Here is a 22,182-nt window from a genome sequence, read left to right on the forward strand (position 1 = left end):
TAATTTTTCTATTTGATTTGAAAACGTTCTTCTGCTAACCGGTACAAAGGTCTCCATAATCCATAATTAAAGACCAATACATACAAAGACATCACCATAATCGCTAAAGTAAGTCTAGGAAAATCACCTTGTTGAGAGATTGATACAATGTAAGCGCCCAATCCAGTCGCGTGTAGGCATTTTCCTCCCCAATTTACTGATTCTGCAATAATGCTCGTATTCCAAGAACTACCGGCTGTTGTAATAGCTCCTGTAATATAATGAGGAAATATCCCCGGCAATATAAACCGCTTCCACCAGATCCACCCTTTTACGTTTAGTATATCGACAGCGTGGTGTAAATTTTTGGGTAACGCCATTGTTCCAGCAATCACATTGAACAAAATGTACCATTGCGCACCCAAAATCATCAGTGGTGAAGTCCAAATATTTACGTTTAAAGAAAATCGAATAATGAGAATTACTACTATAGGGAATAGTAAATTTGCAGGAAAAGCCGCTAAAAATTGTATAATGGGTTGCACTACTTGCGATATATTTGGTCGCAATCCGATCCAGACACCAATAGGTACCCAAATAAACGAACTGAGAATAAGCAAAATGGTAACGCGTAACCCGGTGATAAAACCTAGATACAAAACGTGAAATACTTCAGTCCAGTCGGCTTCGGAAAGAATAAAACGCATCAGTAGATAAAAAGAAGTCATAAATGCTAAAATCACAAGAGTATTTCCGATTATGTTGAAAAAACGCCGTAATAGATGATGGTACTTAACAGATTTTCTTAAAGAAGGATGACCAAAAATTCGGCAATTAATAATAGTGTTTCCTAACAAAGAGCAATATGTACCAACAAAACGCAGAAACCTTGTACGATGAAATAAATTCAATATCCATGACTGCGCTTCGTTCTCTCCTACATCCACTTCTGCGTTAAATTTCTCCGCCCAAGCAACAAGTGGACGAAACAACAATTGATCATATAAAGCAATCACAACGATCATTGTAACAATTACATAAATTACAGCCATTTTATCTGCGCACTTAATGGCTAGACTAATATAGGAACCAATACCTTGTAACATGATGTCGTGTCCAGCTACAGTAATCGCCTCTGAGGCTACCAAAAAAATCCAGCTCCCTGACATAGAGATCATAATGTTCCATAACAAGCTCGGAATCGCAAAAGGAACTTCTACTCGCCAAAATCGTTGCCATGCGGATAGTTGCAACATCACAGCAACTTCTTGTAAATCATTCGGTATGGTTCTGAGACTTTGGTAAAAGCTTAGCGCTATATTCCATACTTGCGCTGTAAAAATAGCAAATAACGCAGCGCACTCGGGACCTAAAAAACTTCCATGAAAAAGGGCAACAAAAGCAGCTATTGTAATTGTCAAAAAACCCAGAACCGGAACAGATTGCAAAATATCGATCAGTGGAATAATAATTCGTTCAGCGCAACGACTTTTGGCGGCCCAAGTTCCAAAAATAAATGTGAATAGCAACGAAAAAATCATTGCAATCAACATACGCAATACAGTTCTTAGTGCATAATAGGGCAACATGACAGGATCTAGTGAAATATGAGAAGACTGTTGTCCTACATCGAATTTTGTCATCATCATATTAGCGCTGTATCCTAATAAAATAAGAATAGCTGCAACCAACAGGAATGCGACTATGTCCCAACAATTTGGAGTCGGACATGAAATAATTTCACTTTTTATGTATGTTCTTTTTAGAAACGACAAATGTTAATCTCCTACCACTCGTATTATAAAACAAATTCAATAATGTTAACTAAAATTAAGGAATTTCGGGAATTCAATATCCCTAAATCCGAATTCTTTTAAGATTTTGGAATTGAAAAGGAAAGGAAAGAAAGTGAGAAGTAAGGAAAGGAAAGAAAGTGAGAAGTAAGGAAAGGATTATATAGTACACGGATGTGTAACAATGACTGTCTTAGACACAGCTCTTTTTTTTTGTATTGGATTTCTTGATATACCAATTGTTTAGGAGCATCTTGACTTCATCCAAACCGGTTCGATCGTGAGAAGAAAATAATTGAACAGATATTTCATCGCTATACGCAATCAGACGAGATTGTACTGTGCTAAAAACTCTGTTTGCTACACTTTGGCCAAGCTTGTCTGATTTTGTAAGCAGTATATGGAGTGGAACGCTATACTTCATCGCTCCTTCGATCACATCTTCGTCTGCTTCTTTTAAAGGATGCCGTATATCCATAACCACCACTAGACCTCTTAAAGAACTTCGTCTTTTTAAGTAACTATTAACCAATTTTTCCCATCGTTCTTGGATCATACGAGGTACTTTAGCATAACCATATCCTGGAAGATCTACTAAACATTGCTTCTCATTTAGAGAAAAGAAATTAATCATTTGAGTACGACCGGGTGTTTTGCTGATACGCGCCAAACCCTTAATACCAGTAATTACATTTAAAGCGCTGGATTTGCCAGCGTTAGATCTTCCAATGAAAGCAATCTCAACTCCTGTATCCGGTGGCAGATCACTAAACTCAGCCGCACTGGTCAAGTACTTTGCCTCTTGATAGACAGGGAGTATAAATTTGGCCATAAGTTCAAATATCTATAATAAAGGGGGCGAAGTATACCACCGTTTGGTACAGAAAGTGAAATCTTACTAAGAAAATATGATTTACTAAGTACATTTGATCGATATCTTCTACTTCTTTTTTCAGAATATTTTTTGGAGGAAGATTGCAGTTGATTGTCAAAATAAAGAAATCAAAGAGTCCGAATCTCAGGGATGAGTACGGTATTTTTGTACCGTCTTGCCATTTTTTCAAGCGAAATCACTTTGATCTTATCAGCTTGTCCTGCAGAACCGAACTCCTCATAACGCATTTTGCATATAGACTTCATTGCTTTGAGTGCTTCACTAAGGTATTTTCTCGGATCAAACTGAGAAGGGTTTTGAGCTAAGTAACGACGAACTGCTCCTGTAGTAGCCAACCTCAAGTCCGTATCGATATTGATTTTTCGAACACCATAGCGAATGCTTTCCTGAATTTCTCCAATAGGTACACCATAAGCTGTAGGAATTTTTCCTCCATATTCATTAATTATCCTAAGCCATTCTTGTGGAACCGAAGAGGATCCATGCATTACCAAATGGGTATTGGGTAGTTGTTCGTGAATAGCTCTGATTCTGTCGATAACCAGTACTGTGCCTTTTTTGGGAATTTTTGAGAATTTATAGGCACCGTGACTAGTACCGACAGCGATAGCTAACGCGTCTACCTCAGTTCTTCTGACAAAATCAGCAGCCTGTTTGGGATCTGTTAGTATTTGTTCACGTGATAACTTCCCTTCAGCTCCAGACCCATCTTCTTTACTTGACCTTAGTGTTTCCAAAGAACCCAAACAACCGAGTTCTCCTTCTACAGAAACTCCGCAAGCATGTGCCATATATGAGACCAATGTTGTTACTAAAACATTATATTCGTAATCTGATGGAGTTTTTTGATCTTCAAGTAGAGAACCATCCATCATTACCGATGTAAAACCCATTTGTATGGATTGTTGGCATATTTTTGGAGAAACTCCGTGATCTTGATGTATACAAATGGGGATATGTGGCCATTCTTCAGTTGCGGCAAGAATGAGTGCACGGACAAACTGGAAACCAGCATATCGACGCGCACCTGAAGAAGCCTGAATAATAACAGGACTTTTTGTTTCGTCAGCCATTTCCATAACCGCACGTATTTGTTCCAAATTGTTGATATTAAACGCCGGAACACCATATTCATATTCGGCAGCGTGATCTAATAATTGACGTAGCGTAATAAGTGCCATAGGATCTCCTCTTGCTTTAAACTACTTTTCCAACGATCAAAATTTTCATGGCGTTCGATCCTCCACCTACACCCATATAATCACCTTTAGTCAGTATTACTAAATCTTCGTGATTTAATAATCCTTGTGCCTTCATAATTTCTATAGCCTTGATATTGACTTTTTCTCGACTGTGTTGAGTTGGATCGAATTTAATGGGATAAACTCCACGGTACAATGTCATTCGACCCAAAGATTTGTCAAAACGACTCAAACCATATACAGGAATTGCTGTACGAATACGTGACATCCACAGAGGCGTAATCCCTGATTCTGTCAAAGCTACAATCGCTCTAATATTCAAATGATTGGCTGTATACATGGTAGCCATGGCGATGGCTTCGTCGATTCGTTTAAACCGCCATTCTGCACGATGACGAGAAATGCGCGAACGGGGTTGCAATTCAGAAGCTATGCAAATTCTGGCCATAGCGCTGACGGTCAACACCGGATAATCACCTATTGCCGTTTCGGACGATAACATAACGGCATCTACATTGTCCAAGACAGCATTGGCTACGTCAGAAACTTCAGCGCGATTAGGCACTGAAGTGTGAATCATCGATTCCATCATTTGTGTGGCAATAATAACTGGTTTATCAAGAGAACGAGCTCGATGAATAATATCTTTTTGAACCAAGGGTACTTGAGCATCACCAATCTCAATAGCCAAATCACCTCGAGCAACCATAACACCGTCACTTGCTTCAATGATGCTATCGATATTTTTCACGGCTTCGGAGCGTTCAATTTTAGCGATGATGCCCATTTCTCCTCTATAGCGTCGGACCAAGCATCTAGCTTTGATGATATCTTCCGAATCTCGAGGAAAAGAAATGGCCATATAATCTACGTTGAGATTAATTGCAAATTTCAAATCGTCAATGTCTTTTTTAGTTAGCGACTGCGCTGAGAGACCCCCCCCCAAACGATTAATTCCTTTATGGTCAGATAATTCTCCTCCTGTTGCTACCAGACAAATAATTTTCCTTCCTACAACATATTGGACAAACAATTTGATACGTCCATCATCCAGCAATAATGTGTCTCCAGTTTTTACATCCTGCGGCAAATTTTTGTAATCAACTCCTACCGCTTCTTCCGCTCCTTCTTTGGAAGGCAAATCCGCGTCTAGAACGAATTTAGCACCTTTTTGTAATTGTATTTTTCCTAATTTAAAACTTGATATACGAATTTTAGGTCCTTGTAAATCCGCCAAAACTCCAATTACCCGTTCTTTTTGTTTAGCTATCTCACGCACCATAGCAATCCGTTTTTTGTGGTTTTCGTAAGAATTATGAGAAAAATTTAATCGAACGATATCAACACCCGCATCGATTACTTCTTTTAAAATTAAGAAGTCATCTGTTGCGGGACCCAAAGTTGCGATAATCTTTGTGCGGCGCGACATACGCTGGATATTGCTTTTCGTCATAAAACTTTTGCTTGTTGCATTAAAACCTCAATTATAGGGAAAGTTTTTCCGTCTAAAAATTCTAAAAAGGCACCACCACCGGTACTGGTGTAAGAAATTCGATCGGCAAGTTTAAATTTATATAAAGCAGACAAAGTGTCTCCACCTCCAGCTACAGAAAAGGCGTCGCTATCGGCAATTGCGTTTGCCAATTTTCGTGTACCTTGACTGAAATCTCTAATTTCAAAAACACCAACAGGGCCGTTCCACACTATAGAACCAGCTTTAGCTATCAGACGAGTGTAACGCTCTGAAGTTTTCGGCCCTATATCAAAAATGGACTCGCTATTGGAAATTTTATCAACTGCCTTAACTGTTGGTACCACATTACTTCTATTTCTAGAACTCGGATGTGTAACAACAACATCCACCGGAAGAAAAACAGAAACATTTTTTTCTTTTGCTGTCATCAAAAATTGACGAGCGCGATCCAAACAACTATCTTCGCACAAAGATTTTCCAACAGAATAACCTGTTGACTTTAAGAAAGTGTTCGCAATTCCTCCCCCTACAATTAATTGATCAGTTGTGCACAATAAACTATTTAGCAAGTGGATTTTAGAAGAAATTTTAGCACCACCTAAAATAGCCACTAGAGGTTTTTTTAGATTATGCACTACGCGAGATAGAGTTTTAATTTCGGAAATAAACAAAGGGCCTGCGCAAGCTGTCGGAGCGTATTTTGCAATCCCCACTGTAGAAGCCTGTACACGATGAGCTGTCGCAAAAGCATCCATAATAAAGACATCACACAGTTTTGCCATAATTCGAGATAAACTTGGATCGTTTCTGCTTTCACCAATGTTGAATCTGACATTTTCACACAACACAACAGTTCCTAATTCTAAAGGAATGCCTTCTAGCCAATTTGCAATAAGAGGGATTTTCTGTTTTAATTTTTTACTCAATGTTTCCGCTATAGGTGCCAATGAAAGTGAGAAATCAAATCTTCCTTCCTCTGGTCTGCCTAAATGGGATAAAATTATCACCTGTATGCTCTTCTTAAGAGCTTTTTGGATAGTAGGTATTGCTCGAACAATTTTTTCGGTATGAACAATTTTTCCGTTTACCATCGGGACGTTAAAATCCTCTCGGAGAAGAACGCGTCTACCACTCAGATTAATATCTGACATTGACAAAAAGGGCAATTTCTTCATTTCATCAACAAAGCATTTGCGACATCCAACATACGGTTAGAGAATCCCCACTCGTTATCGTACCAAGCAACAATTTTTACTAATCCATCGATTATTCGTGTTTGCCCTGCATCAAACACCGACGAATGAGAATCGTGGTTGAAATCAACAGAAACAAGTGGTTTTTCATTGTAACCAAGAATACCTTGCATTTTACCATTAGAGGCTTCTTTTATAATGGAGTTAACTATAGGAATGTCCACTGTTTTTTTAGCGTCAAAAGTAAAATCAATCATAGAAACGTTAGCCGTAGGTACTCGGACAGAATATCCATCTAATTTTCCAACTAGGTCTGGTAACACCAATTCAACAGCTGCGGTAGCGCCAGTACTAGTAGGAATCATTGATTGTGCAGCCGCTCGTGTTCGGTGTAGATCTTTATGGTAGCTGTCGGTAAGATTTTGATCGTTAGTGTACGAATGGATGGTTACCATCAACCCACATTTAATTCCAATTTTATCATTCAATACCATTACCAATGGAGCTAAACAGTTTGTTGTGCACGAAGCATTAGAAACAATCTCGTCTTTTTCAGTGAGAAGATTATCATTCACACCAAATACAATGGTTTTTACACAGCTCCCAGCTGGAGCAGAAATTAAAACTTTTTTCGCTCCAGATTTTAAATGCGCCTCAGCTTTTTCCTTACTGGTGAACAATCCTGTACATTCAAGTACTATATCTATATCAAGTTCTTTCCAAGGTAAAACTTTTGGATTTTTTATTGATAGCGCTTTAATTCTATCTCCGTTAACAGTTATCGATTTTCCTTTATCGACAATACTAATATCGAATGGAAACCGTCCGTGCACTGAATCATATTTAATTAAATGGGCGTTAGTGTTGACGTCTCCTAAATCGTTAATGGCAATTATCTTGAAATTATAGTGTTTTTTTGATTCGTAAAAAGCTCTTAAAATATTTCGACCAATCCGGCCAAAACCATTAATAGCAATTTTGTATAGCATGCTATCTCCCCTCGATTTTATTTTCTTTAAAAAATTCTGTTATTGTATCAATAATCCGTTCTCTGGTGAATGCATATTCGCGGTATACTATTTGAGAAGGTGCTGAAATGCCAAATTGATCAATCCCAATCACTTTGCCTTTGCATCCAACAAACTGATACCAGTAGTCTGGATGGGCGGCTTCGATGGCGATACGATTAGTTACATGCGAAGGCAAAACCAATTCTCGATAATCAACTTTCTGATTTTTAAAAATTTCGCAACAAGGCATAGACACAACTCGTACTGAAATATCTTTTTCTAAACTTGTCGCGACTTCGGTAGCGAGCATTACCTCTGAACCTGTAGCTATCAAGATAACTTGAGGTGGTTGTTCTTTTGCTTCTTGTAGTATATATCCACCTCTTGCAATCAATTCTACATGTTTTTTGTTGTGCTTTTGTTGACCGATTTTCTGACGAGTCAACAAAAGACAATTGGGTCCGTAGGAAGCAATCATTTCCCGCCAAGCCACTGCAGTTTCAATGCCGTCGCAAGGGCGCCATACACGCAAATTTGGTATCATTCTCAAAGAAGGCAATTGCTCAATTGGCTGGTGTGTAGGACCATCTTCTCCTAGTCCAATAGAATCGTGAGAATAGACAAAAATAGCATGTACTTTATTGAGGGCCGCCATGCGTACAGCATTTCGTGCATAATCCGAGAAAGTCAGAAAAGTTCCGCAAAAAGGAATAAAACCACTGTGCAACGCAATACCGTTTGCTATAGATGTCATTGCGAATTCTCGTACGCCGTATTCAATATAATTTCCTTGGCGATTTTCTTGACTCAGGACAGTTGCGTTTATCCATTTTGTACAGTTTGATTCCGAAAGATCGGAAGATCCGCCAATTAATTCAGGTAACAAAGGCGCAATAGTGTTCAAACACTGTAGAGAAAGTCTACGCGTAGCGCTGTCCTTTTTCAATTTCTCTGTATCTGAAATAAATTCTTCCATTGCTTTGGTATAGCTTCTGGATAGTGTTTTCTTTTTTCGCCGCAAAAATTCTCCTGCCAATTCGGGATAACGTTTTTTATAATTTACAAACAGTCGATTCCATTGAGTTTCCCGTTCTTTCCCTTTTTCTCTTGCATCCCATGCAATGTAAATTTCCTGAGGAATTTCGAAAGGAGGATAAGGCCAATTTAGAATTTTTCGAGTATTAACAATCTCCTCAGATCCTAAAGGAGTCCCATGTATCGTCGATTTTCCTGCTAAAGTAGGGGAACCATAACCAATAATAGTTTTGCAACAGATGAGAGTTGGTTTGGTAGTCTCATTTTTTGCAGCAATGATAGCTCGAGAAATAGCTCTGTGATCATGTCCGTCCACATACGGTATTACCTGCCATTGATAAGATTCGAAGCGTTTTGGAGTATCGTCAGTAAACCATCCTTGTACATCCCCATCAATAGAAATTCCGTTATCATCATAAAAAACAATCAGTTTTCCTAGACCTAAAGTTCCTGCTAACGAACAAGATTCGTGAGAAATACCTTCCATAAGATCTCCATCACTTACAAAAACGTAAGTGTAATGGTCTACAATCGAAAAATGCTCACGATTGAAAGTTTTGGCCATAATCTGTTCGGCGATTGCCATCCCAACGCCATTAGCTAAACCTTGCCCTAACGGTCCTGTTGTTGCTTCGATACCTGGTGTGCGTGTAATTTCGGGATGTCCCGGAGTGCGCGAATGAAATTGACGAAAATTTTTTAGGTCTTCAATTGTCACATCAAATCCAGTCAAGTGTAGAAGCGCATACTGCAACATAGCTCCGTGACCATTAGACAGAATGAACCGATCGCGATCGATCCACTGAGGATTAGAAGGATTAAAACTTAAAAAATCACGCCACAAGACTTCAGCGATGTCTGCCATTCCCATAGGCATTCCCGGATGACCTGAATTGGCTCTTTCTACAGCATCCATTGTCAATACTCGGATTGCATTAGCACATTCTTGTCGAGACGGCATAAAAATTCTACTTTAAAGTGGCGCTTTTTATTAGTTATTGGAATACGGATAATAACGTGTCCAAAGAAATCGTGCAATTGTTGCATTTAAACGAAACTGTGCGATTGATATAGAAAAAATAATGCGTAAACCATTTTATTTTCACTGTGTACTAGACATTACCAAACTAAAAAAATGGATATAGTTTGAGCTCTCGAAACAATTTTTAATTTGCGTATTTTTTCTTGTCTTTTTTATTTCTTTTCTCATTATTCTTAGAATGGAGGTATAATTGCTCCTATTCGGAAATAGACGAAATAGTAAGGATGGAAAAGAATATATGTGTGGTATTGTAGGAGCTGTCGCTCGACGTCACGTAGAGAATGTTTTATTACAAGGTTTGTATTGTTTGGAGTACCGTGGTTATGATTCTGCCGGAATTGCCGTTTTCAATAAGGAAAGTTATAAAATTCAAATAGTACGTGTTAAAGGAAAAGTTCGAACGCTTGCTACTAAGTTGGAACAAAATCCTATCAAAGGATACATAGGTATCGCGCATACCCGCTGGGCAACTCATGGAAAACCTACAGAAAAAAACGCTCATCCTCTTTGTTCAGAAAATGTAATTTCTATCGTACATAATGGAATTATTGAAAACCACAGATTACTCCGAAAAAGGCTAATAGAGTCGGGTTACACATTTAAAACGGAAACTGATACAGAGGTGATCGTCCATTTGATTAACTACTACAGAAAAATGAAGAGAGAATTTTTGCAAGCTATTCTGCAAGTTATTCAAGAATTAAAAGGAGTTTATGCTTTGGCTATCATTTCTACTATAAAACCTGAAGTTTTGTACGCGGTGTGTTATGGAAGTCCTCTAGTCGTTGGTTTGGGTGTCGATGAACATTTTATTGCCTCAGATGTTACTGCTTTGCCTCCAACAACTCAGAAATTCATCTATTTAGAAGCAGGAGACATTGCTCAAATTGAAATTGATGCTGTTTCTATCTACGACCAATCTGGACAATCAGTTGTACGACCCTCTCAGTTCCTAAAAACCAATTGTAGTGTGCTGAAAAAAGGAAAATTCTGTCATTTTATGAAAAAGGAAATTTTCGAACAACCTAAAGGTATTTTGGATACAATTTCTGAGCATCTAGCGCAGAAAAACTTAACAATCTTGAACAGTTTCGGCCATAAAGCTGAATCTATTTTCAGAAAAACAGAACGCCTTAAAATTATTGCGTGTGGTACCAGTTTTCATGCTGCTTTAGTCGGTTGTTATTGGTTGGAGTCTTTATCCGGTATTCCTTGCCAAGCAGAAATTGCTAGCGAAAACAGGTATCGTAAAGTAGTGGTTGAGCCTAATACTCTATACATTGTTATTTCTCAATCAGGAGAAACAGCTGATACATTGGCGGCGCTGCGTAAAGCGAAAAAATTGGGATATATAGCAACTTTAGGTATTTGCAATACTCCAGATAGCACTATAGCTCGTGAATCTGATTTGGTTTTTCTCACTCGAGCAGGAACCGAAGTTGGTGTCGCTGCCACGAAAACTTTTACTACACAATTAGTTTCTTTGCTACTGCTGAGTGTTTTATTTCAGCGTACAAATAGAGACAATCGGAACACTATCCTTACTCATCTACAAAATTTGCCGAATCTTTTACAAAAGATACTTAATTTAGATACTTCTATCAAGAATCTATCAAAGCGGCTGGTAGATAAACAATACGCTTTATTTCTGGGTCGCGGTGCACTTTTCCCGATTGCTTTAGAAGGTGCTTTGAAACTAAAAGAAGTTTCTTACATGCACGCGGAAGCTTATCCTGCAGGAGAATTAAAACATGGTCCACTAGCTCTGGTCGATAAAGATATACCGGTTATTGTTATTGCTTCTAATAATTATTTATTAGAAAAGTTAGAATCCAATATGCAAGAAGTCCAAGCAAGAGGAGGCGAATTGTTTGTTTTTATGGACGAAAATATCTCTTGGGAATGTAAAAAGGACGATAATTTTTTATCTGTTCGCATGCCTAGTATGGCCGATATTATTTCTCCAATCGCCTATGTTGTACCTCTGCAATTATTAGCCTATTACGTAGCAGTCTTAAAAGGTACTGATGTTGACCAACCGCGTAATTTGGCAAAATCCGTTACTGTAGAATAGCAAACACATATCTTTGTCCAAAAAACCTTTCTTCCAAAAAGATCGATTAAAAACCTTTGCATCTTTTTTTTGTATTGATAAATTTCTTAAACAAGACAAATTTGGACTCGAATTTGTGTTTGTCACCAAAATAACCGGTTACGCTCGTTTAGCAACAAAAATTGGGGAGTTCGATTTAAAATCCTAACTAATAACTTGTCAACGAAGAATCGATATAATGGATCCAAGAAAGGATACCCCCGTACAGACTAGATACTCGACTAAATCCGTTAGATTTTAAAAATTGCGCAGCAGAGCGACTGCGCCGTCCGGATTTGCAATAGCAGACGATGAATTTATCTCTCGGTAGAATTTCTAAAGATGTGTTCAGTCTATGTAGTGGAATATGTAGACCACCAATATGACAAATAGCTCTCTCATAAGATTCACGTACATCAACTAACAAAATATCTGATTGGAGTCTTTCTAACCACTGAAACAGTTTTTTAGCTTCTACTTCTTGAATTTGTGTTTGTACTTTGTTCTTCCCTTCCAGGGAAGACTTATTAGAACGAGATTTGCTGGGTGTTTTATTCTTCGAACAACAAAAACATTGGGAATTTTTAGGTATCAAGAATTCTTTCGTTTTCATAGATGAGACATCAATAGTCAGTAATCGCCCTGATAGTACTTCTTCTTTTTCCAGTAGAATTTTTATAGCTTCTGTAGCCTGGATACACCCTAAAATTCCTGTCACTGTTCCTAAAACCCCGTATGTACAATTGTTACTGGAAGTTTCCTCTGGTAAAAAAGGATTTTCGTATAAGCAGTTGTAGCAGGGGCCGTCTCGATAATTGAAAACACTACATTGACCTTGGAACTGATAGACACTCGCAAAAATCAAAGGCTTTTTGCGCTGAACACAAATGTTGTTTACTAGATGGCGCGTACGATTGTTGTCTGTGCAATCAATGACAATTTCAAAATCGTGCACTATTTTTTCTATATTATCCCTTCCTAATGAGGAAGAATAAGCAATTATTTGTAGCGAGGGATTAAACCGATTAAGGTAGCGTTTTGCCTGGACCGCCTTATTTTTTCCGATATCATCAGGAGTGAAAATTACTTGGCGCTGTAAGTTTGAAATTTCTATTTGATCGTTATCAACAATACCTAAGGTACCGATGCCTGTTGCTGCCAAATATTGCAATACAGGAACACCTAGTCCTCCTGCACCTACGCAGAGAACACAGGCGTTAAAGAGGCGAACCTGTCCTTCCTTACCGATTAACGGTAGACTGCAAGCGTATCGTTGGGCATCATCAATCGGAATTAGTTTCATAAAGTATATAGGAATTACTTCTTTTTCAATTATTTCCCACTCTAACACATTATCGACAACGCTAAAAGAAAAGGAAAGTGCGGATTTCTTGTTATTCTTGTTAGTTCTTTGATTTTAAACACAATCAAGACTTTTATGCTGCACTTTTAGGTTTTCTCGAAAGACAAACGCTCTATTAAAAAGTAACATGGTGCGAATTATTCATTCCGGATATGTGTATTTGTCCGGCTTACAAATTTATTTGTTTAGGTAGATAGTCAATGTTCGTTGATAGAAACCTCATAGATAGAAAATAAACATTATTGTCCATCTTCATTCGGAAAGCATTTCTCTTCGAGTATTACTAGAAAATTGTTAGAAATTAGAATGTTTATAAGTGTCTTTCTGTAATTTCTGAAATAATTTCTTCCATCCAAGATCTAAATTCGTACTTGGTAAACAACTTGATTAATCGTTCGTTGTCTTTAGATCTTAATTTCAAGTCTACCGGATTATTTTCTAAAGGCAAATCAGAAATTACCGTAACCAATTTTCGTATCAATGGCAATCTATGCGAATAGGCGCGAAAATTTTCTCCTGCTTTTCCTGTTATCTCATCGGCTTGTTTTTGAATATTTTCAAGAGACCCATATCTATTCAACCACTTAGCGGCGGTCCTTGGTCCTATTTTGGGAATATGTGGAATATTATCGACACTGTCACCAGTAAGATTTAAATAGTCAACAAATTTTTCTGGTGGTACACCAAATTTCTCTACAACTGTTCTAGGGTTTAAAAGACAACCTGTCATTGTATTGATCAAGGTAATATGATTATTAACAATTTGCGCTAAGTCTTTATCTCCAGTAGAGATTAGAACAGTCAAACCTTCTTCAATAGCTTTTTTAGCCAAGGTAGCAATAACATCATCAGCTTCATAACCGTCTTTAATAATTAACGGAAACCCAAGTGCTTTAATAATTTCAAACAAAGGTTGTATCTGTTGAGACAATTCACTAGGCATTGCTTTTCGATTTTTTTTATAGTCGTTGTAAAGATTATGGCGAAACGTTCTCCCTTTAGGATCAAATACTACAGCAATATACTCCGGTTGGTACTCCATTATCAATTTTCGCAGCATATTGACCACACCGTATATTGCTCCTGTCGTTTGTCTTTTTGTAGTAATTAATGGGGGGAGCGCATAATAAGCTCGAAAGAGATAAAACGAACCGTCTACAAGAATAAATAGGTTGGTAGTTTTTTTGTTCATTAGAGTTTAAATCATAATTCACGATATCATAGAATGTCTATAAAATTAAGTATCGGAGCATTGTGGAGCAATCTTTAACTACATTAGGTAATTCTGTGCCATGAAATATTTCTTGTTTCGGTGTGTATATTTGTCTAATTTTGCTTGATACTTTTGTATGCCAATTGATTCAAATCAAAATTTATCAATGCCAGTTCTTTGACTAGAGAAACTACTAGCCAGTCATTTAAAAAATGAAAAAAGGAAATAGACAATCTTTTCAGCTATTCAAAAATATACAAAACTGATATATCCTTATGGTGGATTTGATATCGTGTTAGCGCGTATCATAGCTTGCGTTCATATCTTTTTTATTGTTATTTAATGTTGAAAAGATCCATATCGCCTTTTTCATTGTTGCTCACGTCTGTTAGTGCCATCTTAGGTTCGGGGTGGCTGTTTGCTGCTTACTATACTTCGGAATTGGCAGGTCCTTCGGCAATCTTTTCTTGGATTATTGGTGGAACAGCTTCTACCATTATCGCTTTTGTCTTTGCCGAGTTGTGTGCGACGCTGCCAATTACCGGAGCTAGTATCCGAATTCCACATTATACACACGGTACACTTGTGAGTTTTCTTTTCTCTTGGATAATCTGGTTGTCTTACGCTGCGCTAGCTTCAACCGAAGTACAGGCAATTTTGCAATACCTAAATTATTTCTTTCCACCATTGGTTCGCAATGATGGTGGTCTAACAATTGTAGGTTATTTTTTAGCGTCAGCGCTAATGATGATAATTTCAGCAGTCAATATTTTTTCTCTACGTTGGTTATTACGTTTTAATAGTGTCTTGACTATTTTAAAAATTGCTATTCCTACAGTGATAGCTACAATTATTTTAGTTTCGTATTTTTGTTCCTCTTATCATTTTATTCACCCCACGTACGACATTTTTATGCCTTATGGAATACACGGAATATTCGCTGCGGTTACTACTGGAGGAATTGTTTTTGCTTTCAACGGATTTAAACAAGCTTGTGAGATGGCCGGTGAAGCTAAAAATCCAACAAGTGCTTTGCCTGTTGCCATCGTTGGATCCGTAATAATTTGCTTAATTATTTATATTTTATTGCAGTCCGCTTTTCTATCATCTCTTCTACCTGTTAACTTAATACATGGATGGGCACATCTAAATTTACAGAATAATGTAAGTCCTATCACCGCAATTGTACGTCAAGGGCATTTAGATATTCTTCTGCCTCTTTTGTATTTAGGAGCAATTGTTGGACCGTTGGCTGCGGGACTGATGTATATCGGTAGTGGGGCACGTGCTTTGTACGGTATGAGTAAAAATCGTCATATTCCTTACTTATTTCAACGACTGACTGCTCAAGGAAATCCTTCTATGGCTATTCTTGCCAACTCTATTCTAGGAATGTGTCTCTTTGCACCACTTCCAGGATGGAACCATATGATAGCTTTTCTTACTTCATTAATGGCCTTGACTTATAGTATCGCTCCTATTTGCTTATTGGCCTTGCGTCAACAACTTCCCAAACACCCAAGACCATTTAGATTACCTGCTGTCACTTTATGGGCTTCGGGGACATTTTATATTTGTACTTTGCTTACTTACTGGAGCGGGTGGGTGGTTATTTCAAAACTCGGACTCGCTCTACTGATTGGATTTTCTGTATTAATTATGCATCGATATTCTATCGAACCAGACAAGAGATTTTCCTTTCATTGGAGAGCGTCGATATGGATTTGGCCTTATTTCTTTGGTACAGCATGTATTTCTTTTCTCGGTAATTTTGGTGGAGGAAGAGAAATTATACCCTTTGGGTGGGATTTTTTCGTCATCAGCGTATTTAGTGTTTTTATTCTTTGGTTAGCAATGAAATTTAAACTTCCCGCCGAAATTACACAGCGCTTTCTTCAAGACTCTGAATTTAATGAAAAACCACGGGAAAAAGACGCACTTGAAATATGAGTCTTGCCGTTTATCGTTGTAAATATTATACGGATTTCTTTTTTGAAAGAAGAAATCTTAATATTTCCTTAGGGTTTTTTAATGTTGTTGTAACGTATAGAGTGTATTGCGACAGAGATACTTTAGTACTTATATAATCTGGAATGGGACAATCACCTTGTGTATATGTTTCTACAAATTAATTTTTGGACTATATAAAACGAAAATATACTAATTTTTAAAATGATTACTATTCTTTCCGACGATCGTATTCCTTTTGTCTCCGAGTTGTTTGGAAATTGGGGTTCGCTAATTTTGAAACCTGGGGGTTCTATTAGACGGAACGATCTTAAAACGACTAATGTTTTATTGATACGATCAGTGACTCGTGTAGACGCAGATTTGTTGCAGAATACTTCTGTTGAATTTGTAGGAAGTGCGACTGCAGGATTTGATCATATTGATCATAAATGGCTCTCAAAACAATCTATTTCTTGGGCCTATGCGCCTGGAGCTAATGCTGTGGCGGTATCCGAGTATGTACTGCACTGCATCGCTTTTTTACGAAGAAAGAATTTTTTATTGCAAAAAGCTTCTAGCGCTGCTGTTGTTGGAGTCGGTCGTGTAGGTCAGACTGTTTCTGATCGTTTGAAAAGAATAGGGTTTTCTATTGTTCATAACGATCCACTACGCACTGCTTCTGAAAAAACTTTTGTTTCTACCTCATTAGACAAACTTACAGAAATGGATCTGATTTGTCTGCACACTCCACTAACCAAAACTGGAAAATTTCCTACCTACCATTTAATCGATGATGTCTTGTTGAGAAAAATAAAACCTGGCTGTGTTTTATTGAATGCTGGGCGTGGGGAAGTAATTGATAATACGGCGTTATTAGGTTGTGATCATCTCATAGTTTGTTTAGATGTATGGGAAAATGAACCAAATATTAGTTTGGATTTGTTACAAAAAGTCACTATCGGTACTCCGCATATTGCAGGTTATAGCAAGCAAGCAAAATTACGCGCATCTTTGATGATTTATGAAGCTTTTTTGAAACATTTTCAATGGTCTGATACTCACCTTAAGCGTTTTAAACGTCGTCTGAAACAGTCTTTTAAAAAGATAACCTACGATGATATTGGAAAATGTTGTACTGTTGAAGACGTTTTATTAAAGATCTACAATCCAGGAAAAGAAACTAAAATCATGAAGGAGTTGTTAATGCGTTGTTCAGGACAGTTCGAGAACCTACGTCGTAATTATCAATTGCGTGAAGAGCTTGCGTCTATTCGATTATTGTTGAAGGGAATGTCAACGTTGAATTTGAAAAAATTTTTGAAACAATGGGGATTTCGTTAACAAAGGAGGAGTTGTATGTTGATTTGTTCGAATCATTGTCCAGAATGCTAGAATTTCTGTTTCAAACGATCTCTTGTGGATCTACATCTAAAATCCATCGTACTCTGGTGTGTTTCCTGGAAAGTAGAGTTGTCAATGTAGCCAGAAATTCGTGCAAACTCCGACGGTTTTTGGATTGAAAAAGCAATTGATAGCGATAACGTCCTGCTTTGCGTTCCACAAAGGCAGGAACCGGTCCTAGAACGTTGATATCAGCATTTAAGGGAATTTTTTGTTTTATTTCCAATAAAAACGCTTGAGGAAGCAAGGGATTTAGAGATTCAGCACGTAATAGGCTTAAGTGAGAAAAAGGGGGTAATTGGGCTATTTGGCGTTCTTTCAGTAAAATCTCTGCAAATTCGGTATAATTCTCTTTTAGAGAAAGAGCAAAGATAGGGTTTGTGGGATGATACGTTTGAATAAACACTGTGCCTCTTCGTTCTGTGCGACCTGCTCGGCCTATTACTTGAGTCATCAGTTGTCCCATTCGCTCTGCAGCACGAAAATCAGCGCTGTATAAACCGCTATCGGCGTCTACGATCGCTACTAAAGTTAGATGAGGAAAATGGTGACCTTTAGCAATCATTTGAGTTCCAATAAGAATCAACACTTTTCGATTGCGAATTAGATCTAATTTTTTTTCCATGCTGTTTTTGGTTCTGGTACTATCGCGATCAATACGCACAATCCCACAATCTGGGAATCGTTCTTGTAAAATACTCTCCAATTTTTCCGTACCTAATCCAATACCGACTAGTGTTCGATATTTACATTTCGGACAAGATGAAGGAATTTTTTTGATGGAGCCGCAATGATGACAGTAAAGTCTTTTTGGATGATGATGGATGGTTATTCGTACATCGCAACGATTACAGTACATTACCCACCCGCATTTACGACACATGCAAGTCGGTGCATAGCCGCGGCGATTTAAAAATAATAAAACCTGTTCGTTATTGTTAATATGGTTTTCTATAGTGATTAATAATTCTTCACTTATTCCTGCTTTTAATTCCTTTTTCCGCAAATCTGTTATTATCACACGAGGAAAAAGAGCTTTTCCCGCTCGATTTGGTAACGATAGCAATGCATAACGTTCACGTTTAACGTTATAGAAACTCTCTAGAGAAGGAGTTGCTGAACCGAGTATGATAGGGATATTTTCCAATCTTCCACGCATTACAGCTAAATCGCGTGCAGAATAACGAAAACCCGATTGTTGTTTAAATGAAGTATCATGCTCTTCGTCTAAAACAATAATACCGACATTAAGAAGAGGCAAAAATATGGCCGAGCGAGTACCAATAACAATTTTGGCCACCCCTTTTTTAGTCATTAGCCAAACTTGAGCACGTTTTTTGTCGGTTAAATTAGAATGAAAAATAACGACGGGTACATTAAACCGTTCGCGAAATTGCTCTACTGTCTGGGGCGTCAATCCAATTTCTGGAACCAACACCAATGCTTGCTTACCTTGCTTAACTACTGCATCAACACAACGTAAATAAACTTCAGTTTTTCCGCTTCCGGTAATGCCTAAAAGTAAAAAAGTTTGAAAGCTATGACTACCAATAATTGTTGTAACAGCGTTTTTTTGATAGCGATTTAAACTTAAAAGATTATACGAAGTAGTCCTTCGGTGAAAATTTTCTGTACTAATTTTCACCCACTTCCCTTGACAAAAAATCTTTGGTAGAGCACCAAAAATAATTTCCCCTATAGGATAGTGGTAGTAGTTACTCGCCCATTGAAATAATTTAAGCAAAGATGGAGGAATAAGAGGTTCTTCTTCAAGAATTTCTCGAACAGTTTTTAGACATTTGGCAGGTAAAGAGGAATGAGACTTTACTGCTATTAATACTCCTATACAATCTTTTTGACCAAAAGGGACTTTGAGACGAATGCCCGGTCGTAATTTTGCGTTGTTGTATGAACCAGGAGCTAAATAATCAAAATACTGATACAATGGAATTGGTATAGCGACTTGTAAAATCATTGACGTAAACATATGAAAGTTTTGTATGGATCGTGAGAGGTTTTGTGGAGACGTACAGTGTAAATGAACTTCGAACCGGATTAAAGGTTATAATAAATGGAGATCCCTGTAATGTTGTTGAGAACGAATTCGTAAAACCCGGAAAAGGCCAGGCATTTAATCGTATCAGATTTCATAATTTAAAAACAGGTCGAATATTGGAGCGTACCTTAAGGTCTGGAGGAATTCTTCCCGTTGCCGATGTAGTTACAATAGACATGCAATATTTGTATAACGATGGAGAACTTTGGCATTTTATGATTCCAAAAACTTGTGAACAATATGTTGTTCCAGACGAAACAGTAGGAAATAAAAAACAATGGATTAAGGAAGAAACGTTATGTGCGGTCACTATCTGGAATGATATTCCTCTGTCGATTGATCCCCCTACTTTTGTAGAATTGAGGATCACGGAAATAGAACCAGGAGTGCGTGGTGATACGGTCACCGGTGGGACAAAACGTGCAAAACTTGAGAGTGGTGCCGTAATACGAGTTCCATTATTTCTGAATGAGGGTGAAACAATCAAAGTAGACACTCGAAATGGAGAGTATGTTTCTCGAGTAAGATGATGCCTGATTTAAACCGATGGAAACCAGCTGCTTCTCTTAAAAATCAACGGTGTCGTGCAAGATTGTATTCCGCTATCCGGAAATTTTTCTCTGACCAAAAAGTTCTAGAAGTCGAAACCCCAATTTTGTCAGAATATACGGTAACTGATGTTAATATCGAAAGTTTCCAAACAACTTATTGCGACTACAAAGAAAAACACCAATATTATTTACAGACTTCCCCAGAATATGCTATGAAGCGGCTTCTTGCTGGAGGAAGCGGTCCAATTTATCAGATTTGTAAAGCTTTCCGTAACGGGGAAATTGGTGCTCAACATAATCCCGAATTCACTTTGCTGGAGTGGTATCGTCCAGATTTTAGCTACCAAGATTTAATGGACGAAGTGGATAGACTGTTGCAATTTACTTTACAAACGAGAAAATCTATCCGTAAAACCTATTGCGAATTATTTTTAGAACACCTATCAATTGATCCAATTGAAATTTCTTTAAAGGAACTACAAATTCTATCCAGACAATTCTTATTAGAAAATTCTGAAGATTATAGGGATCGCGACACTTTGCTACAATTTTTGTTTACTCGTACTATTGAACCAAAAATTGGATTAAATCAGCCTTTATTTGTTTATGAATTTCCGGTTTCTCAGGCGGCTCTGGCTAAGATTCATCCTAAAAATTCGAATGTTGCTTTGCGATTTGAGGTGTATATTGAAGGCATAGAATGTGCAAACGGATTTGAAGAATTAACTGACGCTCAGATGCAACGCAATCGTTTTGAACAAGACATTTTAAAGCGTCGTGAAAAAGGATTGTCTGAGATTGCAATTGATTGTCGTTTTCTCTCCGCTTTGAAATCCGGAATGCCTTCCTGTTCAGGAGTTGCTCTAGGATTGGATCGTTTGCTTATGGTCAAGACAAAAAAACGACAAATCAAAGATGTTATCGCATTTCCAGTAGACATAGCTTAGGGAAAATAGAAATTGTTACAGCTATTGTATTTGACGAAAATTTCAATGACCCTGTTCCCTCTCAAAATCAGGGTTTTTTAATTTTTTGTATTTCATATAGTAGGTTGCGAATTGGATGTCTAATTTATTAGAGTTCCGATTCTTTCGCCGAAAAAAATGCGGTTATTAATCTTTTGGTAAGATTCCCATCGCACTTTACATAGTGGAAATAACAAAATTACTGTAGAACCCATTTTAAAGTGACCTAATTCATCACCTCGAATTAGGTTAATATTTTTTTCTTGATAATTCCATACTGAAATAATTTTTTTGATGGAGGGAGCCACAGTACCGTGCCAAACAGTATGAATACTGCCTACTAAACTAGAACCTACAATTACAATGGCCATATATCCAATTTGGGTTTTAAATAAGCATACTACTCGCTCATTTTGAGAAAATAATTGAGGAATTCTTCGAACCAATCGAGGGTTAACAGAAAAAAGATGACCAGGTATATACGTCATCTTTGACAAAGAGCCATCAATTGGCATGTGAATTCGATGATAATCCTTTGGAGCTAAATATACCGAAAAATACGCGCTTTCTTGAAAGAGTTTTACTTGTTCGCTATTTCCGCCTAACAATTCTGTTATAGTGAAATTATGTTTCTTCACTTGAAGAATTATTTCTCCACTCAATTTCTTTATTGCACTGATAACTCCATCTGCAGGCGAGACAATGGCTTTGGGATCAGACGCAATTGGTCGTAAACTGGAATTCAAATGTCGAGTAAAGAAATCGTTAAACGATTGGTATGATCGAATATCAGAATTTTTTGTTTCTTTCATATTGACGCCGTAGAAATAAATGAATAGACGAATCGCTGTTTGCGTAATTAAACCCCATCGACGATCTGCCAACCAGCCGACGATTCGCGAAAAAATATGTTGTGGAAGTTTTTGTAACCGGCTCATTTTTTGTATAGTCTCTTGTTTTTTGTAACG

The 22,182-nt window shown here is 37.6% G+C and carries 16 protein-coding genes; 5 read left to right on the top strand and 11 right to left on the bottom strand.

Annotated features, from left to right (window positions below):
* Positions 1 to 8: 8 nt before the first annotated feature.
* From EGQ50_RS00185 to tkt, 7 genes are all read right to left on the bottom strand, one after another.
* Positions 9 to 1,625, bottom strand: a complete 1,617-nt coding sequence (locus tag EGQ50_RS00185; RefSeq protein ID WP_218939762.1) for an ABC transporter permease — start codon at positions 1,623 to 1,625, stop codon at positions 9 to 11.
* A 340-nt stretch (positions 1,626 to 1,965) separates the two neighbouring features.
* Positions 1,966 to 2,604 carry a ribosome biogenesis GTP-binding protein YihA/YsxC gene (gene yihA / locus EGQ50_RS00190; RefSeq protein ID WP_159747535.1) on the bottom strand — a complete coding sequence of 213 codons (639 nt, stop codon included), beginning with the start codon at positions 2,602 to 2,604 and terminating at the stop codon, positions 1,966 to 1,968.
* Positions 2,605 to 2,774: 170 nt separating this feature from the next.
* Complete coding sequence (gene fba / locus EGQ50_RS00195) at positions 2,775 to 3,848, bottom strand: class II fructose-bisphosphate aldolase (RefSeq protein WP_159747537.1); 1,074 nt, start codon at positions 3,846 to 3,848, stop codon at positions 2,775 to 2,777.
* A gap of 16 nt (positions 3,849 to 3,864) precedes the next feature.
* A complete protein-coding gene (gene pyk / locus EGQ50_RS00200) occupies positions 3,865 to 5,322 on the bottom strand; it encodes a pyruvate kinase (protein ID WP_159747539.1) in 1,458 nt (485 codons plus the stop codon).
* A complete protein-coding gene (locus tag EGQ50_RS00205) occupies positions 5,319 to 6,509 on the bottom strand; it encodes a phosphoglycerate kinase (RefSeq protein WP_246168996.1) in 1,191 nt (396 codons plus the stop codon). The genes pyk and EGQ50_RS00205 overlap by 4 nt, the downstream gene beginning before the upstream one ends.
* Before the next feature lie 5 nt (positions 6,510 to 6,514).
* Positions 6,515 to 7,525 carry a type I glyceraldehyde-3-phosphate dehydrogenase gene (gene gap / locus EGQ50_RS00210; protein WP_159747543.1) on the bottom strand — a complete coding sequence of 337 codons (1,011 nt, stop codon included), beginning with the start codon at positions 7,523 to 7,525 and terminating at the stop codon, positions 6,515 to 6,517.
* A gap of 1 nt (position 7,526) precedes the next feature.
* Entirely contained in the window at positions 7,527 to 9,542 is a 2,016-nt protein-coding gene (gene tkt, locus EGQ50_RS00215) for a transketolase (protein ID WP_159747545.1), read from the bottom strand.
* Positions 9,543 to 9,861: 319 nt separating this feature from the next.
* On the opposite strand from tkt, the gene glmS reads away from it, so the two are divergent.
* Positions 9,862 to 11,697, top strand: a complete 1,836-nt coding sequence (gene glmS / locus EGQ50_RS00220) for a glutamine--fructose-6-phosphate transaminase (isomerizing) (RefSeq protein ID WP_159747547.1) — start codon at positions 9,862 to 9,864, stop codon at positions 11,695 to 11,697.
* 187 nt (positions 11,698 to 11,884) lie between these two features.
* Here glmS and EGQ50_RS00225 read toward each other — a convergent pair whose 3' ends face one another.
* Together EGQ50_RS00225 and EGQ50_RS00230 are read right to left on the bottom strand one after the other, a co-directional pair.
* Positions 11,885 to 13,018, bottom strand: a complete 1,134-nt coding sequence (locus EGQ50_RS00225; protein ID WP_159747549.1) for a HesA/MoeB/ThiF family protein — start codon at positions 13,016 to 13,018, stop codon at positions 11,885 to 11,887.
* A 370-nt stretch (positions 13,019 to 13,388) separates the two neighbouring features.
* A complete protein-coding gene (locus EGQ50_RS00230; protein ID WP_159747551.1) occupies positions 13,389 to 14,270 on the bottom strand; it encodes a 5'-3' exonuclease in 882 nt (293 codons plus the stop codon).
* Between the two features lie 363 nt (positions 14,271 to 14,633).
* Here EGQ50_RS00230 and EGQ50_RS00235 point away from each other — a divergent pair, with 363 nt between their 5' ends.
* Entirely contained in the window at positions 14,634 to 16,241 is a 1,608-nt protein-coding gene (locus tag EGQ50_RS00235) for an APC family permease (RefSeq protein ID WP_159747553.1), read from the top strand.
* 222 nt (positions 16,242 to 16,463) lie between these two features.
* Complete coding sequence (locus EGQ50_RS00240) at positions 16,464 to 17,582, top strand: 4-phosphoerythronate dehydrogenase (RefSeq protein ID WP_159747555.1); 1,119 nt, start codon at positions 16,464 to 16,466, stop codon at positions 17,580 to 17,582.
* Positions 17,583 to 17,643: 61 nt separating this feature from the next.
* Here EGQ50_RS00240 and EGQ50_RS00245 read toward each other — a convergent pair whose 3' ends face one another.
* Positions 17,644 to 19,617, bottom strand: a complete 1,974-nt coding sequence (locus tag EGQ50_RS00245; protein WP_246168959.1) for a primosomal protein N' — start codon at positions 19,615 to 19,617, stop codon at positions 17,644 to 17,646.
* Positions 19,618 to 19,661: 44 nt separating this feature from the next.
* Between EGQ50_RS00245 and efp the strand changes: the two genes are divergently transcribed.
* Complete coding sequence (gene efp / locus EGQ50_RS00250) at positions 19,662 to 20,228, top strand: elongation factor P (RefSeq protein ID WP_159747559.1); 567 nt, start codon at positions 19,662 to 19,664, stop codon at positions 20,226 to 20,228.
* Positions 20,225 to 21,196, top strand: coding sequence for an elongation factor P--(R)-beta-lysine ligase (epmA, locus tag EGQ50_RS00255; RefSeq protein ID WP_246168961.1), 972 nt, complete (start codon positions 20,225 to 20,227; stop codon positions 21,194 to 21,196). The genes efp and epmA overlap by 4 nt, the downstream gene beginning before the upstream one ends.
* A 119-nt stretch (positions 21,197 to 21,315) precedes the next feature.
* On the opposite strand, the gene asd is transcribed toward epmA, so the two are convergent.
* A complete protein-coding gene (gene asd, locus EGQ50_RS00260) occupies positions 21,316 to 22,152 on the bottom strand; it encodes an archaetidylserine decarboxylase (protein WP_159747561.1) in 837 nt (278 codons plus the stop codon).
* Between the last annotated feature and the right edge of the window lie 30 nt (positions 22,153 to 22,182).

The sequence above is a fragment of the Coxiella endosymbiont of Amblyomma sculptum genome (assembly GCF_009883795.1).
Classification (GTDB): Bacteria; Pseudomonadota; Gammaproteobacteria; order Coxiellales; family Coxiellaceae; genus Coxiella.